Here is a 15,437-nt window from a genome sequence, read left to right on the forward strand (position 1 = left end):
CCGCCGCAGGTCAGCGGCACCGTGGCTGCACAGTCGGAATCCGATTGTGCAGCGACGCCAGGATCGGCTGGCTACCAGCGGCGGACGTGGCCGGATTCCCATGCCCAGAGGGCGATCGCGATCCGGCTGCGGACGCCCAGCTTGTGGGCGATCTCGACGACTCGGCGCTGCACCGAGATCGGGGAGATGTAGAGCTCGTCGCCGATCTCCGCGTCCGTACGACCCTGCGCGACGAGTTGGGCGATGTCGATCTCCCACTCGTTGAGCGGCTCATCCTCGTCGACCTTCGCCTTGCCGCGGGCCACCGCGGCACGCGTCGACATCTGCTTGAGCAGCCGTACGGCGAGCCGCGGGCTGACCATGGTCGCGCCGGTGGCGGCAATCCGGACACCCTCGACCGCCGGCTTCGGGCGGGTTGGTTTGAGTAGGAACCCGCACGCGCCCTCCCGGAGCGCGTTGTAGACGTACCAGTCCAGCGCGAAGGTCGTCAGCATGATGACCCGCACCGGTCGGCGGACCTTGGGACCGGCGAGCTGGCGGGTGAACTCCAGCGCGTCCATGCCACGCATCCGGATGTCCGCGAGGGCCACGTCCGGCCACTGGTCCCGGGCCACCCGCAGGGCGGCCTCACCGTCCCGCACATCGTCCACCACCTCGATGTCCGGTTGAGCCTCCAAGGCGGCCCGCAGCTTGCGGCGGTGAGCCTCTTCGTCATCGGCGATCAGTACCCGGATGGCCATACCCGTCTCTCCCCGGTTCCTTGCCACAACCGGCGTTCGTCTGGAAGCAGCTTCCGTCCCGCGCGGCCGGAAGCGACTCCAGCCACGAATGGCGGTGACGATATCTGGTCCGCGCACCCCTGTGGGTTTCGTTTGGCAAAACGCGCCGGGACGTGTGCGATCAGTCGCATACCGTCACTGTCGGTACGCAGCGCGAAGACGCTGAGCCAATAGTCCACATTATCGCTACGGTCTGTAGCCCTATTGATTTTTGTCACTAGGAAAAGGCTGTTCCTAATCGGCTGGCAGACTGGATCCCATGTTGGAGACCTCAGCACGCCTGCTTCGGCTGCTGTCACTGCTGCAGAGCCCCCGGGAGTGGACCGGTACGGAGTTGGCCGGCCGGCTCGAGGTGAGCACTCGAACCGTACGCAACGACGTGGAACGCCTACGCACGCTTGGCTACCCCGTCCACGGCACCCGGGGTGCGGTCGGCGGCTACCGGCTCGGGTCCGGCGCCAACCTGCCGCCACTGTTGCTGGACGACGACGAAGCGGTCGCGGTCACCGTCGGGCTCCGGACGGCCGCCGCCGGCTCGGTGGTGGGCGTCGAGGAGACCTCGCTGCGAGCGCTGGCCAAACTCGAACGCGTCCTGCCCGCGAGGCTGCGCCAACGAGTCAGCGCATTGCAGACGTACGCCGTGCCAGTGCCGGCGGACCGAGCCGCGCCGCGGGTGGACGCGAGCACGTTGATGCTGGTCGCGGCCGCTTGCCGGGACAGCGACCGGCTCCGCTTCGACTATCGCGGCCACGACGGAACGGCCAGTGTGCGCACGGTCGAGCCGTACCGGCTGGTCAGCTGGGGTCGCCGCTGGTATCTGGTGGCCTGGGACACCGAGCGGCACGACTGGCGCACCTTCCGGGTCGACCGGCTGGAGCTCCAGCCACCGGCCGGGCCACGGTTCGCACCTCGAGAACTGCCCGGCGGCGACCCCGCCGCCTACGTCTCCCAGCGGGTGTCTGCCGCCGCCTGGCGGTTCCACGCCCGGATTACCGTACGAGCGCCGGCCGACCAGGTCGCCGACCGGATCAGCCCCGCGGTCGGCGCGGTGGAGGCGATCGACGACCAGACCTGCGTACTGAACACCGGCGCGGACAGCATCGAGACGCTTGCCGTCCATATCGGCATGCTCGGCTTCGATTTCACCGTGACCGAGCCACCGGAGCTGGTGGCTTACCTACGCGAGCTGTCCGCCCGATATCAGCGGGCTACTTCGTGAAACCAGTGGCCACGTAGTCCTGGGTCGCGAGGCCAGGCGCGCCCTCATTCGCGAGGGTATGGCGGAATGCCAGGATCTGCGGGGTCTGGTAAAGCTCGAGCGAGTTGCCCACCTCCCAGATCTTCGCGTCCGCCTGGTTGTAAAGCGCCGCGGCGGCGACCCGGTCGGGGGTCTCCTGCGCCTTGACCATCAGCTGGTCGATTTCCGGCGTACCCACCCGGCCGTAGTTCTGGAAGACGTTGTTTCCCACCGGCTGCCGGAAAATGTCGTACAGCTGGGACGGAAAGACCTCGTCGACCTGACGGAAGACGGTCAGATCGAAGTCACCGACGTTGACATATTTGTCGAAGTAGTCGTTCTGCGGCACCTGCCGCAGCGTCACGGTGACGCCGATCTGGCCGAGCATGTTCTGCACCAGTTGCGCGATGTCCTTATTGGACTGGCTGGCACCGGCATTCACCAGGTAGGTCAGCGAGAGCGGCTTGCCGGCCTTGGTGCGTGGTTTGCCGGCTCCGCTGCTGGTCCACCCGGCCGCGTCCAGCAGTTTTTTGGCCGCTGCCTGGTCGAACTTGCCGTAGATCCCGGAGTTGTCCTGGTATCCGGCCTGGTTCGGCATGAAGAAGTGGTTGCCCAGCGGAGCCAGCGAGAAAGGCAGGTCCTTCGACACTGACCGTACGATCGCGCTCCGGTCGATGCCCATGCCCAGCGCCTGCCGTACGTGCACGTCGGCCAGCGGGCCACGCGAGTTGAACGAAAGGTGCGTCTCGTCCCATCGCGCGCCGATCCGGATATCGGTGTTTTTCGCCGGTTTCAGGCGTTTGTAGTCCTCCGGTGCGCGGGCCGGTGTCTCGTCGATCTCGTTGTTCAGGTAGGCGTCGGTGTCCGCCGTCGAATCCAGGGCTCGATAAGTGATGCTGTCCAGTTTTGGCTTGGTGCCCCAGTAAGTCGGGTCCGGCACCATGGTGACAGTTTGCGTCGTCTTGTTCAGTGAACCGATTTTCCACGGTCCGGCGGTGACCGGCACCTTTTCGATCCAACCAGTGTTGAACTTCTCCGGCGTATCGATCCCAGCGGCCGGGAACAGCGGGTCGAACAACAGCTGCCAGTCACCGAACGGCTGCGCGAAGGTCACCGCGACCGCGTTCGGGGTGGCGCCCTGGGTGATGGTGCTGATTTTGTCGTAGCCCGCAGAGGACGAGACCTGATACGCCGGATTGCTACCGTTCAGGGCTTTCCACTGCGCGGCGAAGTCCTTCCAGGTGATCGGCTGGCCGTCGGACCACTTCGCCTTCGGGTTCAGCACATACGTGACGACCTGCTTCGGGCTGGTCGCGGTGACCGCTGCCGACACCAGCGTGTCCGGGTGGATCTTGGGAGCGCCGTCCGGGCCGCGGTCGAACAGTTGCGGCTCCATCATCGCCACGATCGAGACCGCGTCCCCCTGTGCGCCGTCGGTCTGGTAGCGGTTGTACTGACTGATCCACTGCGTGATGGACAGCTTGTAGGTGCCACCATTGCGCAACTCGCTGACCGGTTTCGGGTTCATGTCCCAGCTGTGCACCGGCGGCGCCTTGGCCTGCGGAACGTTGTTCGCGGACGTACAGGCGCCGAGCGCCAAGAGACCCACTGTCCCCACCGCCAGCGTTGCCAGATATCGTCGCGAACGTACCATTCGTGCTCTCCTCGTCTCGGGCCGGCGGACCTGCGGTGCGCTCGACCGCGAACAGATTAGCGGCATTTCCCGGGTTGGGCGTGCATTCTGCATTGATCGTGATATGAACTCCAATGACGTGCGTACGCCTGGACATTCCCGACCAGGGGACCTCGGTCGGCACGGCGTGCGGAGGTGTGGTGGCGGGTTACCTGCTGCGAAGGCTCGGCTACTACGTCGTTCTGCTCCTGGTAGCGACCTTTTTGTCGTACCTGTTGGCATCCACGGCGTTGTCCCCGCGGGCGTACTTCGAGGGCAAGACGCCTCCCCCGCCAGCGGCCTCAGTGGATCGGCAGCTCACCGCGTTGGGGCTCGACGACCACACTCCGGTGATCGTCCGATTCGGACAGTGGGCCAAGGGTGCGGTCACCGGTAACTTCGGCCGGACCATCGACAACACGTCGGTAAACGACGAGATTACCCGCCGGCTCGGGGTCAGCCTGCGACTGCTGGTGATCGGCACGCTGGTCGGGACGGCCGCCGGCATCGCGGCCGGCGCATACAGCGCGGTCCGGCAGTACCGGCTGTCCGACCGCACCATCACGATCGTGTCGTTCGTTCTGCTGTCCACCCCCACCTTCCTGTTGGCGGTGTTGTTGAAGATCGGCGCGATCGCCTTCAACCAGAGCATCGGCATCGATCTCATCCAGTTCACCGGCGAGAGTTCGGCGGGGCTGACTGGTGGTTTCTGGGTCCATTTCGGCGATGCCGCGGTACACCTGCTGCTGCCGACGCTGTCGATCGCGCTGGGCACGGTCGCGCTTTACAGTCGTTACCAACGCAGCACGATGCTTGACGTGCTGGGTGCCGACTACCTGCGTACGGCCCGAGCCAAGGGACTTTCCCAGCGGCGCGCGGTGATCCGGCACGGGCTGCGAATAGCACTCATCCCAATGTCGACATTCTTCGCGTACGGATTCCTGGGCATCTTCACCGGCGCGATCTTCACCGAGAAGATCTTCGGCTGGAACGGCATGGGGGCCTGGTTGATCGACTCGATCGACAAAAGCGACGTGAACTCGGTCGTTGCCGTCAGCGTTTTCACCGCGGTGACGGTGTTGTTGGCCGGTCTGGTCGCCGACATCCTGCACGCGGCGCTCGATCCGCGAGTACGGGCCGGCTGACGTGTCAACGCAACCAGAGGCACCACAGGAGACCGTCGACGCGGAAAGCGCCGGCGTCGCCGCGACCGTCGCAGAGCACCTCGTCGGCGTCCCACCCAGCCGGTTTTCGGTGGTGTTCCGGCGATTTCGCCGGAACCCGTCGGCGCTGGTCGGCCTCACGGTGATCGTCCTGCTGTTCCTGCTGGCCTTTGGTGGGCCGTTTCTCACGCACTGGTCGTACTCGGACATCGACTATTCCGCCTTGCGGGACGTGCCGTCCGCCGAGCACTGGTTCGGCACCAACCCGATCGGCCAGGACGTTTTCGCGCAAACCGTCCGCGGACTGCAGAAATCGCTGCTGATTGGTTTGTTGGTGGCGCTTTTCTCCACCGCGATGGCGGCCGCGGTCGGCACCGCGGCGGGGTATTTCGGCGGCTGGCCCGACCGGATCGCGATGTTCTTCGTCGACCTGCTGCTGGTTTTCCCCGCGGTGCTGGTCGTCGCGGTCGTGTCGCCGGCCCTGCGGTCGTACGGGTGGATTGCTTTCGTGGTCATTCTTGCCGTGCTGGCATGGATGATCACCGCACGAGTGATCCGGTCGATGACGTTGTCCTTGAAACAGCAGGAGTTCGTCCGTGCCGCCAGGTTCGCCGGCGTGCACCCGGTTCGGATCATCGTGCGGCACATCCTGCCGAACGTGGCATCCTTCCTGATTATCGACGCGACCATCACGGTCGGCACCGCGGTCATGTTCGAGACCGTGCTCTCCTACTTCGGTTTCGGTGTACAACCGCCGGACGTGTCGCTGGGAACGCTGATCGCGGCCGGCACCGGCTCGGCGATCACGTACCCGTGGATGTTCTTCTTCGCCGCCGGGATGCTGGTGTTTTTCGTGCTTTCGATCAACCTGATCGGCGACGGCTTGCGGGACGCGTTGGATCCCACCTCGGACCGCGGCCGCCGTCGGCGGAAACGATGACCGGGCCAGTCCTGCAAGTCCAGGACCTGTCCGTGACCTTCGACGGCGGGGTGATCCCAGTGCCGGCCGTACGAGGTGTGAGTTTCGAAGTCTCGGCTGGCGAAGTGCTGGGAATCGTCGGCGAGTCCGGGTCCGGCAAGTCCGTCACCTCGCTCGCTCTCATGGGGCTTTTGCCAGCGACCGCAACGGTTTCCGGCTCGATCCAGCTCGCTGGCCGGGAACTGGTCGGCGCCAGCGACCGGGCCATGACCAAGCTGCGCGGCGAAGCCATCGCGATGGTTTTCCAGGACCCGCTGTCGGCTTTCACGCCGGTCTACCGGATCGGTGACCAGCTCGCCGAAGCCGTGCTCGCGCACCGGAAGGTGAGCCGGCAGGCGGCGCACGCCCGCGCGGTCGAACTGCTGGACCTGGTCGGCATCCCCGATGCGGCCGTACGCGCCAATGCCTTCCCGCACGAGTTCTCCGGCGGCATGCGCCAGCGCGCGATGATCGCGATGGCGATCGCGAACGACCCCGACGTACTGATCGCCGACGAACCGACCACCGCCCTCGACGTCACCATCCAGGCCCAGATCCTGGCCGTGCTCAAGACCGCACAAGACCAGACGGGCGCCGCATTGGTCCTGGTCAGCCACGATCTCGGCGTCATCGCCGGTGCCGCGGACCGGGTCGCGGTGATGTACGCCGGCCGGATCGTGGAGACCGCCGCGGTCACTGACTTCTTCGCCCGTCCGGTGATGCCGTACAGCCTCGGGCTGATCGGCTCGGTGCCGCGCGTCGACCAGGACACTCACCGCCGCCAGCCGCTGGTGCCGATCCCCGGCACTCCGCCGGCGCCGTCTCGACTGCCGGCCGGCTGCTCTTTCGCTGACCGGTGCCCGCTGGTCGAGGACCATTGCCGAGAGCTGTCGCCGGACCTTCGGGAAATAGCCGCACACCACGAAGTTGCCTGCCACCGCGCGGAATACGTCATCGAGGGTGAGCTGACACCTGCTGCCGTCTACCAGGTGCCGGCCGTGGAAACCGGGCCCGTGGTGGCCGGTGGCGAGGTGCTCCGGGTCGACCAGCTGACCAAGACTTTCCCGCTGCTGAAGGGATCCGTGTTCAAGCGCCGGGTCGGCACGGTTTATCCGGTGGACGGCGTCGACCTACGGATCCGGGCCGGCGAGACGCTTGGCTTGGTCGGTGAGTCCGGCGCGGGCAAGAGCACCACCCTCTTCGAAATCCTGGCGATGACGGCCACCGAGTCCGGGACCATTTCCATTCTCGGGCATCGGACGGACAAACTCTCCGCCACTGATGAGCATGCTCTCCGCGCGGACGTGCAAATCGTCTTCCAGGACCCGATGGGCAGCCTCGATCCGCGGATGCCGGTCGCGGACATCATCGCCGAACCGCTGCGCGCACAACACGCCGACCGGGCCACGATCGGTACGCGCATTCCCGAACTCCTTCGGCTCGTCGGTCTCGCCGCATCGGACGCGACGCGATTTCCGCACGAGTTTTCCGGCGGTCAAAGGCAACGCATCAGCATCGCCCGGGCGCTGTCCGTACGGCCGCGACTGCTCGTCCTGGACGAACCCGTGTCCGCGCTGGACGTTTCCATCCAGGCCGGCATCCTGAACCTGCTGCAGCGCCTCAAAACCGAGCTGGGTCTGTCTTATCTTTTCGTCTCGCACGACCTTTCGGTGATCCGCTATCTGGCCGACCGGGTCGCGGTGATGTATCTCGGCCGGACCATCGAGGCCGGCGCGGTCGACGAGGTTTTCGACCACCCCGCGCACCCGTACACCCGCGCGCTGTTGTCGGCCGTGCCAGTGCCGGACCCGGCGGTCGAGCGGCTGCGAAAACGCGTCCTGCTGCCAGGCGATCCCCCCAGCCCGACCGCCCGGCAGGTCGGCTGCCGCTTTCGTGGGCGGTGCCCGTTGCATCTGACGCTGAGCCCGGCCGACGCCGAGAGCTGCCGGACGGCCGACCCGCCGATGGTCACGCTGGCTGACGACCACGAGGCCGCCTGTCATTTCGTGAGCTGACTTCCCCTACTGGAGAGTGGTCGATGAGTCGCGTACCCGATCCTGAGATGCAGAAAATCGGCGACGGTGTGTACGCCTACGTCCAACCCGACGGCGGTTGGATGTTGAACAACACCGGCGTGGTGGTCGCCGAGGACGGTGGGCACGTCCTGGTCGACACCACGTCCACGGAGGCCCGCAACCGGGCCCTGCTCGCGGCCGTGGACCGGCTGCACAGCGGCCCGCCGCAGGCTCTCGTGAACACCCATCACCACGGCGACCACACCTTCGGCAACTGGCTGATGCCGGCCGAGACCCCGATCATGGGCCACCTGCTCTGCCGGGAAGACCTGGTGCACTCCGGCCTGATCGCGGCCCAGGTGCTGACCGGCCCGGACTACGGGCACATCGAGCTTCGCCCACCCACGGTGACCTTCGCCGACACGCTGACCCTGCACCTCGCGGACCGCCAGCTTGACCTGCGTCATGTCGGCCCGGCCCACACCCGAGGCGATGTGGTCGTCTGGCTGCCCGACTCGCGCGTACTGTTCGCCGGCGATGTCGTCTTCAACGGTGGCCAGCCGTTGCTCCTGGAAGGCAGCCTCGCCGGTTATTCCCCCGCGCTGGCCGCGATCCGCGCGCTGGAACCCGAGGTTCTGGTGCCCGGCCACGGCCCGGTCTGCCGCGGCGACGACATTCCCCGGGTCCTGGACGACCTCACCGCGTACGCCAGCTTTGTCGATGCCCTCGCCCGCGACGGGCATGCCGCCGGCCGGCCGCCACTGGAGGTCGCCAAGGCCACGGACCTGGCCATCTTCGCGGACTGGCAGGAGGGCGAGCGGCTCGTCGCCAACATCCACCGGGCATACAGCGAGCTGGCTGGCGAGCCGCTGGGCAGCCGACTCGACCTGGTCACCGTTTGGCCGGACATGATGGCGCTGCGCGGCGGACCCATCCGATCCCGAGCCTGACCGGCCGTCCCCGCTACCGCGGCTGCGGACTGTCGGACATACCCGGCAGACTGATGCCATGACCAACGCGCCAACGCAGTCTCCCCCGACCGGGACCGACCACGCTGTCCCGCATCCCGCGGCGCACGGTGCCGGCATGTTCGGGCTGGCGATCGGCGCCTTGGGGGTGGTGTTCGGCGACATCGGCACCAGCCCGCTTTACGCGTTGAAAACGGTGTTCTCGCTGGATGGCGGGGTCGTCAAACCGACCCCCGGCGATGTGTACGGCGTCATCTCGCTGGTTTTCTGGTCGATCACGGTGGTCGTCTCGGTCAAGTATGTGCTGTTCATCCTGCGCGCGGACAACGACGGCGAGGGTGGGGTGATGGCGCTGGCCGCGCTGATCCGCGGCCGGTTGCGCGGGGCGACCCGGCTGGTCGCGGTCGCGATGCTGCTCGGCGTGGTGGGCGCCGCGCTGTTCTACGGCGACAGCCTGATCACGCCGGCCATCTCCGTGCTGTCGGCGGTGGAGGGCCTGCAGGTCGCCGCTCCCGGACTGACCCCGCTGATCCTGCCGATCGGGCTGGTGATCGTCGCCCTGCTGTTCGCCGCGCAGCGCTGGGGCACGCATCGGGTCGGGCGGCTGTTCGGGCCGGTCATGGTGCTCTGGTTCGTGGTGCTCGCGGTGCTCGGCGTGCCGCAGATCGTCGCGCACCCGGACATCCTGCGTGGCCTGTCCCCCACGTACATCGTCACCTTCATCTTCGACCATCCGTATATCGCCTTTATCGCGATGGGCGCTGTGGTGCTGGCGATCACCGGCGCCGAGGCGCTCTACGCGGACATGGGCCATTTCGGCCGGCCGCCGATCCGACGGGCCTGGTTCGCGGTCGTTTTCCCAGCGCTCACGGTGAACTATCTCGGCCAGGGCGCGCTCATCCTGCACCAGCCGTCGGCGGTCTCGGACCCGTTCTACCTGCTGGTGCCGACCTGGGCGCAGATTCCGATGGTGGCGCTGGCGACCATCGCCACCGTGATCGCCTCACAAGCTGTCATCTCCGGTGCGTTCTCGGTGTCCCGGCAGGCCGTGCGGCTCGGCTTCCTGCCTCAGTTGACCGTCAAGCACACCTCGCACAGCGAAAGCGGCCAGATTTACGTGCCAGCGGTGAACTGGCTGCTCTTCGGCGGAGTTCTGGTGCTGATGCTGGCCTTCCGGTCATCGGACAAGCTGGCCACCGCGTACGGCGTGGCCGTCACCGGCACGCTGCTCATCACGACCACGCTTTTCCTGGTCGTCGCGGGCGCGATCTGGAAGTGGGCCCGCTGGAAGGTCATCGTGGCCGGCGTCGTCTTCGGCGGCGTCGAAATCACGTACTTCGCCGCCAACCTCACCAAAATCGCGCACGGCGGTTGGCTGCCGGTGCTGGTCGCGATCCTGATCGTCACGGTGATGACCACCTGGCAGCGCGGTCGCCGGATCGTCACCACCCGACGTACCGACCTGGAAGGCTCGCTGCCAGATTTTGTCGACGCCATCCGGGAGAAGTCGCTGCTCCGAGTGCCCGGTACGGCGGTCTTCCCGCATCCCACCAGCCTCACCACACCGCTGGCGCTGCGCGCGAACGTCGAGTTCAACCACGTGCTCCACCAGCACGTGGTGATCGTGTCCGTCGAGACCGAGAACGTGCCGCACGTGCCGGCCGATCAGCGCCTGCGGGTCGACAACCTCGGCTACGTCGACGACGGCATCGTCCATCTCACCGCCCGCTTCGGCTTCCAGGACGACCAGGACATTCCGGCGACGCTACGCAGCGCGAAGGCCCTCAGCGAGACCCAGTCCGAACTCGACATCGACCCGGAGACCGCGTCCTATTTCCTGTCCCGGATCACCATCGAGCTCAGTCATCAACCCGGCATGCACAGCTGGCGCAAACGGCTCTTTATCGGACTGGCCAACAACGCGGCCAGCCCGGCCATCTATTTCCGCCTACCCCACGAACGTACGGTCGTCATGGGCTCCCACGTCGACCTTTAGCTGGGCCGCCCCAGCAACAGCAGGCGGGCCAGCAGGTCGGACCGCCGGGAGGCCTTTCGAACCCGCAGGCCATGCCGGCTCGCGGCGGCCAGCAGCGCTGCCTCAAAGCGTCGGACATGCCCGCTCATGTCGGAGAGCAGGGCCTGAGCAATGACCGTACGCACCGCCAGATAGCCGGCCCCGACGCTCACGTCGATCTTGCCGGCGACCAGGTCGGCGAGGCCCGGCAACACGTCCGTACGGCCGAGCAGCGAGAGCGTGTGCAGGTCAGCCACCACGTCCGCGTCGCTGGCCTCCCACACCTGCCGGACCGCCTCGACGCGGCCACGGTGATGGGTCTGCTGCGCGTACACGTCCGGCAGCTCGGCGGCCAGCCGGCGGGCCACCAGCCAGCTGCCGTCGGTGCTGCCGGCATCCGCGATGACCAACCGGAAGGGCGCCCTGCCGGCGGCCAGCGCCGCGTAAAGGACGTTCACGTCGGCGGCGAACTCAGGGCCGCGGTTCCGCACCGGGAGGACGATTTCGATGACGGGCGCGGCGGCTTCGTCGTCCGTCGGCTCCGCCGTGCTGCTCATGGTTACGACGATCCGAGGGACCGCTGAGCCACCACTCAAGGAGGGGTGAGAATTCGCTAAGAGATGTCGCCGGGGACCCCTCTTGTAGGCGATAACGGGCGGTAGTGCCTACTGTCGTCTCATGCAACCGAACGCCGAGCCGAGCGGACCGCGGCACGTGCTGGTCGTCGACGACGAACCAGCCGTCCGAGAGTCGCTGGCGCGCAGCCTGACTTTCGAGGGCTACCAGGTCAGCCTGGCCGCCGATGGTATTGAGGCGATGGAGCGGATCGCCGCCGAGCGCCCGGACGTGGTCGTCCTGGACGTACTGATGCCTCGCCGCGACGGCTTGACCACCTGCCGCCGGCTGCGCGCCGAGGGTGACATGCTGCCGGTTCTCATGCTGACCGCACGGGACACTGTCGGGGACCGGGTCACCGGGCTGGATGTGGGCGCCGACGACTACCTGGTCAAGCCATTCGACCTGGAGGAGTTGCTGGCCCGGCTGCGCGCCCTGCTGCGCCGCAGCGCCCTCTCCTCGACCCAGCCGCCAACCGACTCGCCCGACGGCGACCCGGCCGCCACCCTGCACTTCGACGACCTGACGATGAACACCACCACCCGCGAGGTCCGCCGCGGCGACGACCGGGTGGAGCTGACTCGTACGGAGTACGCGCTGCTGGAGCTCTTCCTGGCGCACCCGCGCCAGGTGCTGACCAGGGCACAGATCCTGAAGGCGGTCTGGGGGTTCGACTTCGAGCCGGCGTCCAACTCACTCGATGTCTACATGATGTATTTGCGCAGGAAGACCGAACCGGCTGGCTCTACCCGGCTGCTGCACACCGTGCGCGGAGTCGGGTACGTCCTCCGGCAGGCCGGCTAGACCGGCGCCGCCATGCGCCACCTCACCCTGCGCGGCCGGCTCGCGCTGATGTCCGCGGTCGCCGTCGCGATCGCGATCGTGCTGGCCGCGACCTCGGCCTGGCTGATCACCCGATCGCAGCTGACTCAACAGCTCAACGCCAACCTGCAGGCGGCCGCGATCGGAGCCATCCAGAAGAACGACCCGACGACGGTGTGTCGGCTCGACGCCAGCCTGCTGCCCGACCGATATTCGGTCCACTTCCAGGTGATCAGCGAGGACGGCGCGCAGCTGTGCGGGCAGACCGGCGACTCGCCGCGCCTCCAGGAGTCCGATGCCGCTGTCGCTTCGGCCGACTCGCTCACGAGCACCACACACGATGCCGTCACCTACTACGGCACCAAGGTCCAGGTCTACGCGCTCACGTACTACCCCAAGTTTCCGCATCTCGCGGTCGTCGTGTCCGAACCGCTGGCGGTCGTCGACGATCCGATGCGGTCCTTGGGGCTCCTCTACCTCGGCATCGCGGCTTTGGGCGTACTGCTGGCGGCCAGCGCTGGGCTGGTGATCGCGAGGACCGGCCTCGCCCCGGTCGACCGGCTCACCCAGGCCGCCGAGCACATCTCGCGTACCGAGGACCTATCCATCACGCTGCCGATCCAGGGCAATGACGAGATCGCCCGGCTCGGTCAGGCTTTCAACACGATGACGCACGCGCTCGCCGAGTCACGAGAACGACAACGCCGGCTCATCGAGGATGCCGGGCACGAGCTGCGTACGCCATTGACGAGCATGCGTACGAACGTGGACCTACTGCGCCGCAGCGCGGCCACCGGCCGGCCACTGCCCGACGGGGAGGCGCCGCGCATGCTGACCAGCATCGACGCCCAGTTGCGGGAGCTGTCGGACCTGGTCATCGACCTGCTGGCGCTGGCCAGGGGCGTTCAACCGGCGGCCGACGGGGTGGCCCGCCAGGTCGCCCTGCACAGGATCGTCGAGCGCGCACTCAACCGGGCCCGGCTGCGCGGCCCGGACCATCGGATCGAGGCCGAGCTGCAGCCGTGGTTCGTCCGAGGTGACCCGACCGGTCTGGAACGGGCGGTGCTGAACATCCTCGACAACGCGATCAAGTTCAGTCCGCCGAACGGTTCCGTCGAGGTCACGCTGAGCGAGGGACGTCTGGTCGTACGCGACCACGGCCCGGGCATCTCGAAAGCTGACGCCGCCGAGGTCTTCGAGCGGTTCTGGCGCTCCCCCACCGCCCGCGCGCTGCCCGGCTCGGGCCTCGGCCTCGCGATCGTCGCCCAGGTCATGCGCGATGTCGGCGGCCGGGTCACGCTGGCCAGCGCGCCGACTGGCGGCGCAGTCGCGACCTGTGTCTTCCCGGGCAGCCCCACCGAGCCGGCACCTGAGCAAACCCCCACGCCGATAGCAGCCGGCCCCCAGTAGCGCCGCATCAGGCGGGTGGGACGAGGGCCATGATGCGGGCGCGGAAGACTCCGCATTCCCACACGTCGGGGGCCTTGCAGTCCAGGGCATGATCGATCATCGACTTGGCGCTCTGCAGGCGATCGATCCGCTGTTGGAGGTCGTCCCGATGGCGGCGAAGGACCTTGCGGCGGGCGGCACCGTCGGGGGCTTGTACGGTCTCCCGGATGTCCTCCAGGCTGAGCCCTGCTTCTTTGCCACGCAAGATCATCGCGACCTGTACGACGTCCGGGAAGTCGTAGCGGCGACGGCCGTTGGGCAGCCGCCGGGGCGTGATGAGCCCTTCGGACTCCCAGTGCCGGAGCACGTGCGTCGCGAGGCCGAAGCGGCCCGCGAGTTCGCCGATGGTGAGATCGTCGCTTGACTTCATGTCAACATGAAATTGCACGCTGGGCCTCATGGTCAACGACATGCTTACTGCCCTCGACAAAACCGAGCTGACACCGTCAGCCATCAAGCTGCGCCATCGCTCGTACGAGCTGCTGCGTCTCACCAGCGCGAGCAAGGTCGCTGACGTCGGCTGCGGCTCGGGCCGGGCTACCTCGGAGCTGGCGGGGCAGGCCCGAAAAGTCACCGGCGTCGACCCGGATCCGCAGCTGCTGGAGGTCGCCCACGACCGTTATCCGGAGGTCACCTTCGTACGAGCAACCGCCGAATCACTGCCCTTCGATGACGCCGAACTGGACGCCTACCGAGCCGACAAAGTCCTCCACGTGCTCAAGAATCCGGCGGACGCGATCACCGAGGCGAGCCGCGTAATAAAGCCGACAGGCCGGATCGTCCTGATCGGCCAGGACTGGGACACGATCGCGGTGGCGGCGAACGACCGGGCGCTGACCCGCGACCTCATCCGCGGCTTCGCCGATACGATCCCGAGTCCGTCAGCCGCCGCCAACTTCCGCGCGTTGCTGGCCGATGCCGGATTTGCGGACATCGAGCTGGAAGTCTCGCCCATGCTCTTCACCGATGGCGAGGTCATCGGCCCGCTGCTTCGACGGGCAGCCCAGAACAACGACGACTGGCTGGCCGAACAGCACGAAAGAGCCCGAACCGGTCGTATGACCGTGTGCGCCACGATCTACCTCGCGGCGGCCACCAGACGCTAAATGGCCTCTTGGTAGGCGCCCTCGGTGGCCATCCGGTTGGCGGCGAGCAGCGCCTCAAGCACGGTCGTCATCGCAGGCAGGCAGTGGTGCCGCAGCTCCCAGTGCCACACCCAGTGCCCAGCGCCCGGCGACGGCGGCGCCTTCACCACGCCACCGGAGCCGCGGTGCAGGATGTCCAGCTCGGGATCCCAGATCGGCTCCCGGCCGCTCTCCAGCGGAGCAGTGAAGAACAGCCAGCGGTCCGGCGTACGCACCGCCGCCGGATACGGCCGCGGACCGCACTCCAGGATTCGCATCGCGTGTGCGCCGAGCACGGTGGACACGTCGAGTACGTCGAAGCCGCGGCCAGTCGGCAGGCACACGGCCTCCTTGCATGCCGTACGCGGCCACCAGGCGATGATCTGGTCAGGGTCGACACTCGCCTGGGAGAGGTCGACCACCGACTCGGGCAGAACGGCCCAGCCGCTGCGGGCATATCGCAGCGCGGCGGAGCGAAGTCGAGAACGGAACAACATCGCGCGTGCCTTCCGTACTGAAGAGTGCGACCACCATGACAGACCCGATTCTGACCGATCTCATCGGGAGGGGTCCGACACGCCGCGAGTACGTCCTGGTGAGCGTGCTGTGACGCACCGAAAG

14 protein-coding genes are annotated in these 15,437 nt (G+C 67.3%); 9 read left to right on the top strand and 5 right to left on the bottom strand.

The window, feature by feature from the left end; genetic code table 11:
• Positions 1 to 71 precede the first annotated feature (71 nt).
• Positions 72 to 740 carry a response regulator gene (locus ABD301_RS25200; RefSeq protein WP_344312968.1) on the bottom strand — a complete coding sequence of 223 codons (669 nt, stop codon included), beginning with the start codon at positions 738 to 740 and terminating at the stop codon, positions 72 to 74.
• 298 nt (positions 741 to 1,038) lie between these two features.
• On the opposite strand from ABD301_RS25200, the gene ABD301_RS25205 reads away from it, so the two are divergent.
• Positions 1,039 to 1,998, top strand: coding sequence for a helix-turn-helix transcriptional regulator (locus ABD301_RS25205; protein ID WP_344312970.1), 960 nt, complete (start codon positions 1,039 to 1,041; stop codon positions 1,996 to 1,998).
• On the opposite strand, the gene ABD301_RS25210 is transcribed toward ABD301_RS25205, so the two are convergent.
• A complete protein-coding gene (locus ABD301_RS25210) occupies positions 1,988 to 3,670 on the bottom strand; it encodes an ABC transporter family substrate-binding protein (RefSeq protein WP_344312971.1) in 1,683 nt (560 codons plus the stop codon). The two genes, ABD301_RS25205 and ABD301_RS25210, sit on opposite strands and share 11 nt — an antisense overlap.
• 179 nt (positions 3,671 to 3,849) lie before the next feature.
• On the opposite strand from ABD301_RS25210, the gene ABD301_RS25215 reads away from it, so the two are divergent.
• The 5 genes from ABD301_RS25215 (at position 3,850) to ABD301_RS25235 (ending at position 10,788) form a co-directional block, all read left to right on the top strand.
• On the top strand, positions 3,850 to 4,833 hold the full coding sequence (locus ABD301_RS25215) for an ABC transporter permease (RefSeq protein WP_344313247.1): 984 nt from the start codon (positions 3,850 to 3,852) through the stop codon (positions 4,831 to 4,833).
• Positions 4,834 to 4,942: 109 nt separating this feature from the next.
• On the top strand, positions 4,943 to 5,791 hold the full coding sequence (locus ABD301_RS25220) for an ABC transporter permease (RefSeq protein ID WP_344313248.1): 849 nt from the start codon (positions 4,943 to 4,945) through the stop codon (positions 5,789 to 5,791).
• Positions 5,788 to 7,824: a dipeptide ABC transporter ATP-binding protein gene (locus ABD301_RS25225; protein ID WP_344312972.1), complete on the top strand. Its 2,037-nt coding sequence runs from the start codon at positions 5,788 to 5,790 to the stop codon at positions 7,822 to 7,824. Before ABD301_RS25220 ends, ABD301_RS25225 begins: the two co-directional genes overlap by 4 nt.
• A gap of 23 nt (positions 7,825 to 7,847) precedes the next feature.
• Entirely contained in the window at positions 7,848 to 8,774 is a 927-nt protein-coding gene (locus ABD301_RS25230) for an MBL fold metallo-hydrolase (protein ID WP_344312973.1), read from the top strand.
• 58 nt (positions 8,775 to 8,832) lie between these two features.
• On the top strand, positions 8,833 to 10,788 hold the full coding sequence (locus ABD301_RS25235; protein WP_344312974.1) for a potassium transporter Kup: 1,956 nt from the start codon (positions 8,833 to 8,835) through the stop codon (positions 10,786 to 10,788).
• On the opposite strand, the gene ABD301_RS25240 is transcribed toward ABD301_RS25235, so the two are convergent.
• Positions 10,785 to 11,363 carry a glycosyltransferase family A protein gene (locus tag ABD301_RS25240; protein ID WP_344312975.1) on the bottom strand — a complete coding sequence of 193 codons (579 nt, stop codon included), beginning with the start codon at positions 11,361 to 11,363 and terminating at the stop codon, positions 10,785 to 10,787. The two genes, ABD301_RS25235 and ABD301_RS25240, sit on opposite strands and share 4 nt — an antisense overlap.
• A 121-nt stretch (positions 11,364 to 11,484) precedes the next feature.
• Between ABD301_RS25240 and ABD301_RS25245 the strand changes: the two genes are divergently transcribed.
• On the top strand, positions 11,485 to 12,225 hold the full coding sequence (locus ABD301_RS25245) for a response regulator transcription factor (protein ID WP_344312976.1): 741 nt from the start codon (positions 11,485 to 11,487) through the stop codon (positions 12,223 to 12,225).
• A 12-nt stretch (positions 12,226 to 12,237) separates the two neighbouring features.
• Positions 12,238 to 13,653 carry a HAMP domain-containing sensor histidine kinase gene (locus ABD301_RS25250; RefSeq protein ID WP_163566884.1) on the top strand — a complete coding sequence of 472 codons (1,416 nt, stop codon included), beginning with the start codon at positions 12,238 to 12,240 and terminating at the stop codon, positions 13,651 to 13,653.
• 7 nt (positions 13,654 to 13,660) lie between these two features.
• Here ABD301_RS25250 and ABD301_RS25255 read toward each other — a convergent pair whose 3' ends face one another.
• Entirely contained in the window at positions 13,661 to 14,062 is a 402-nt protein-coding gene (locus tag ABD301_RS25255) for a MerR family transcriptional regulator (RefSeq protein WP_163566883.1), read from the bottom strand.
• A 28-nt stretch (positions 14,063 to 14,090) separates the two neighbouring features.
• Here ABD301_RS25255 and ABD301_RS25260 point away from each other — a divergent pair, with 28 nt between their 5' ends.
• Positions 14,091 to 14,798: a methyltransferase domain-containing protein gene (locus ABD301_RS25260; protein ID WP_279579176.1), complete on the top strand. Its 708-nt coding sequence runs from the start codon at positions 14,091 to 14,093 to the stop codon at positions 14,796 to 14,798.
• Here the strand turns inward: ABD301_RS25260 and ABD301_RS25265 are convergent.
• The gene (locus ABD301_RS25265; RefSeq protein ID WP_344312977.1) at positions 14,795 to 15,313 is read right to left on the bottom strand and encodes a bifunctional DNA primase/polymerase; all 519 of its coding nucleotides are present in this window, start codon (positions 15,311 to 15,313) and stop codon (positions 14,795 to 14,797) included. The two genes, ABD301_RS25260 and ABD301_RS25265, sit on opposite strands and share 4 nt — an antisense overlap.
• Positions 15,314 to 15,437 lie beyond the last annotated feature (124 nt).

Origin of the sequence: Fodinicola feengrottensis, from assembly GCF_039530045.1 — a bacterium.
In the GTDB taxonomy this organism is placed as follows: domain Bacteria; phylum Actinomycetota; class Actinomycetes; order Mycobacteriales; family HKI-0501; genus Fodinicola; species Fodinicola feengrottensis.

Bases quoted from the DNA above. Each gene is read 5' to 3' on its own strand.
- ABD301_RS25230 (WP_344312973.1), top strand. From the start codon at position 7,848: ATGAGTCGCGTACCCGATCCTGAGATGCAGAAAATCGGCGACGGTGTG.
- ABD301_RS25250 (WP_163566884.1), top strand. From the start codon at position 12,238: ATGCGCCACCTCACCCTGCGCGGCCGGCTCGCGCTGATGTCCGCGGTC.
- ABD301_RS25245 (WP_344312976.1), top strand. From the start codon at position 11,485: ATGCAACCGAACGCCGAGCCGAGCGGACCGCGGCACGTGCTGGTCGTC.
- ABD301_RS25260 (WP_279579176.1), top strand. From the start codon at position 14,091: ATGGTCAACGACATGCTTACTGCCCTCGACAAAACCGAGCTGACACCG.
- ABD301_RS25205 (WP_344312970.1), top strand. From the start codon at position 1,039: ATGTTGGAGACCTCAGCACGCCTGCTTCGGCTGCTGTCACTGCTGCAG.
- ABD301_RS25200 (WP_344312968.1), bottom strand. From the start codon at position 740: ATGGCCATCCGGGTACTGATCGCCGATGACGAAGAGGCTCACCGCCGC.
- ABD301_RS25240 (WP_344312975.1), bottom strand. From the start codon at position 11,363: ATGAGCAGCACGGCGGAGCCGACGGACGACGAAGCCGCCGCGCCCGTC.
- ABD301_RS25265 (WP_344312977.1), bottom strand. From the start codon at position 15,313: ATGTTGTTCCGTTCTCGACTTCGCTCCGCCGCGCTGCGATATGCCCGC.
- ABD301_RS25210 (WP_344312971.1), bottom strand. From the start codon at position 3,670: ATGGTACGTTCGCGACGATATCTGGCAACGCTGGCGGTGGGGACAGTG.
- ABD301_RS25235 (WP_344312974.1), top strand. From the start codon at position 8,833: ATGACCAACGCGCCAACGCAGTCTCCCCCGACCGGGACCGACCACGCT.
- ABD301_RS25225 (WP_344312972.1), top strand. From the start codon at position 5,788: ATGACCGGGCCAGTCCTGCAAGTCCAGGACCTGTCCGTGACCTTCGAC.
- ABD301_RS25255 (WP_163566883.1), bottom strand. From the start codon at position 14,062: ATGAAGTCAAGCGACGATCTCACCATCGGCGAACTCGCGGGCCGCTTC.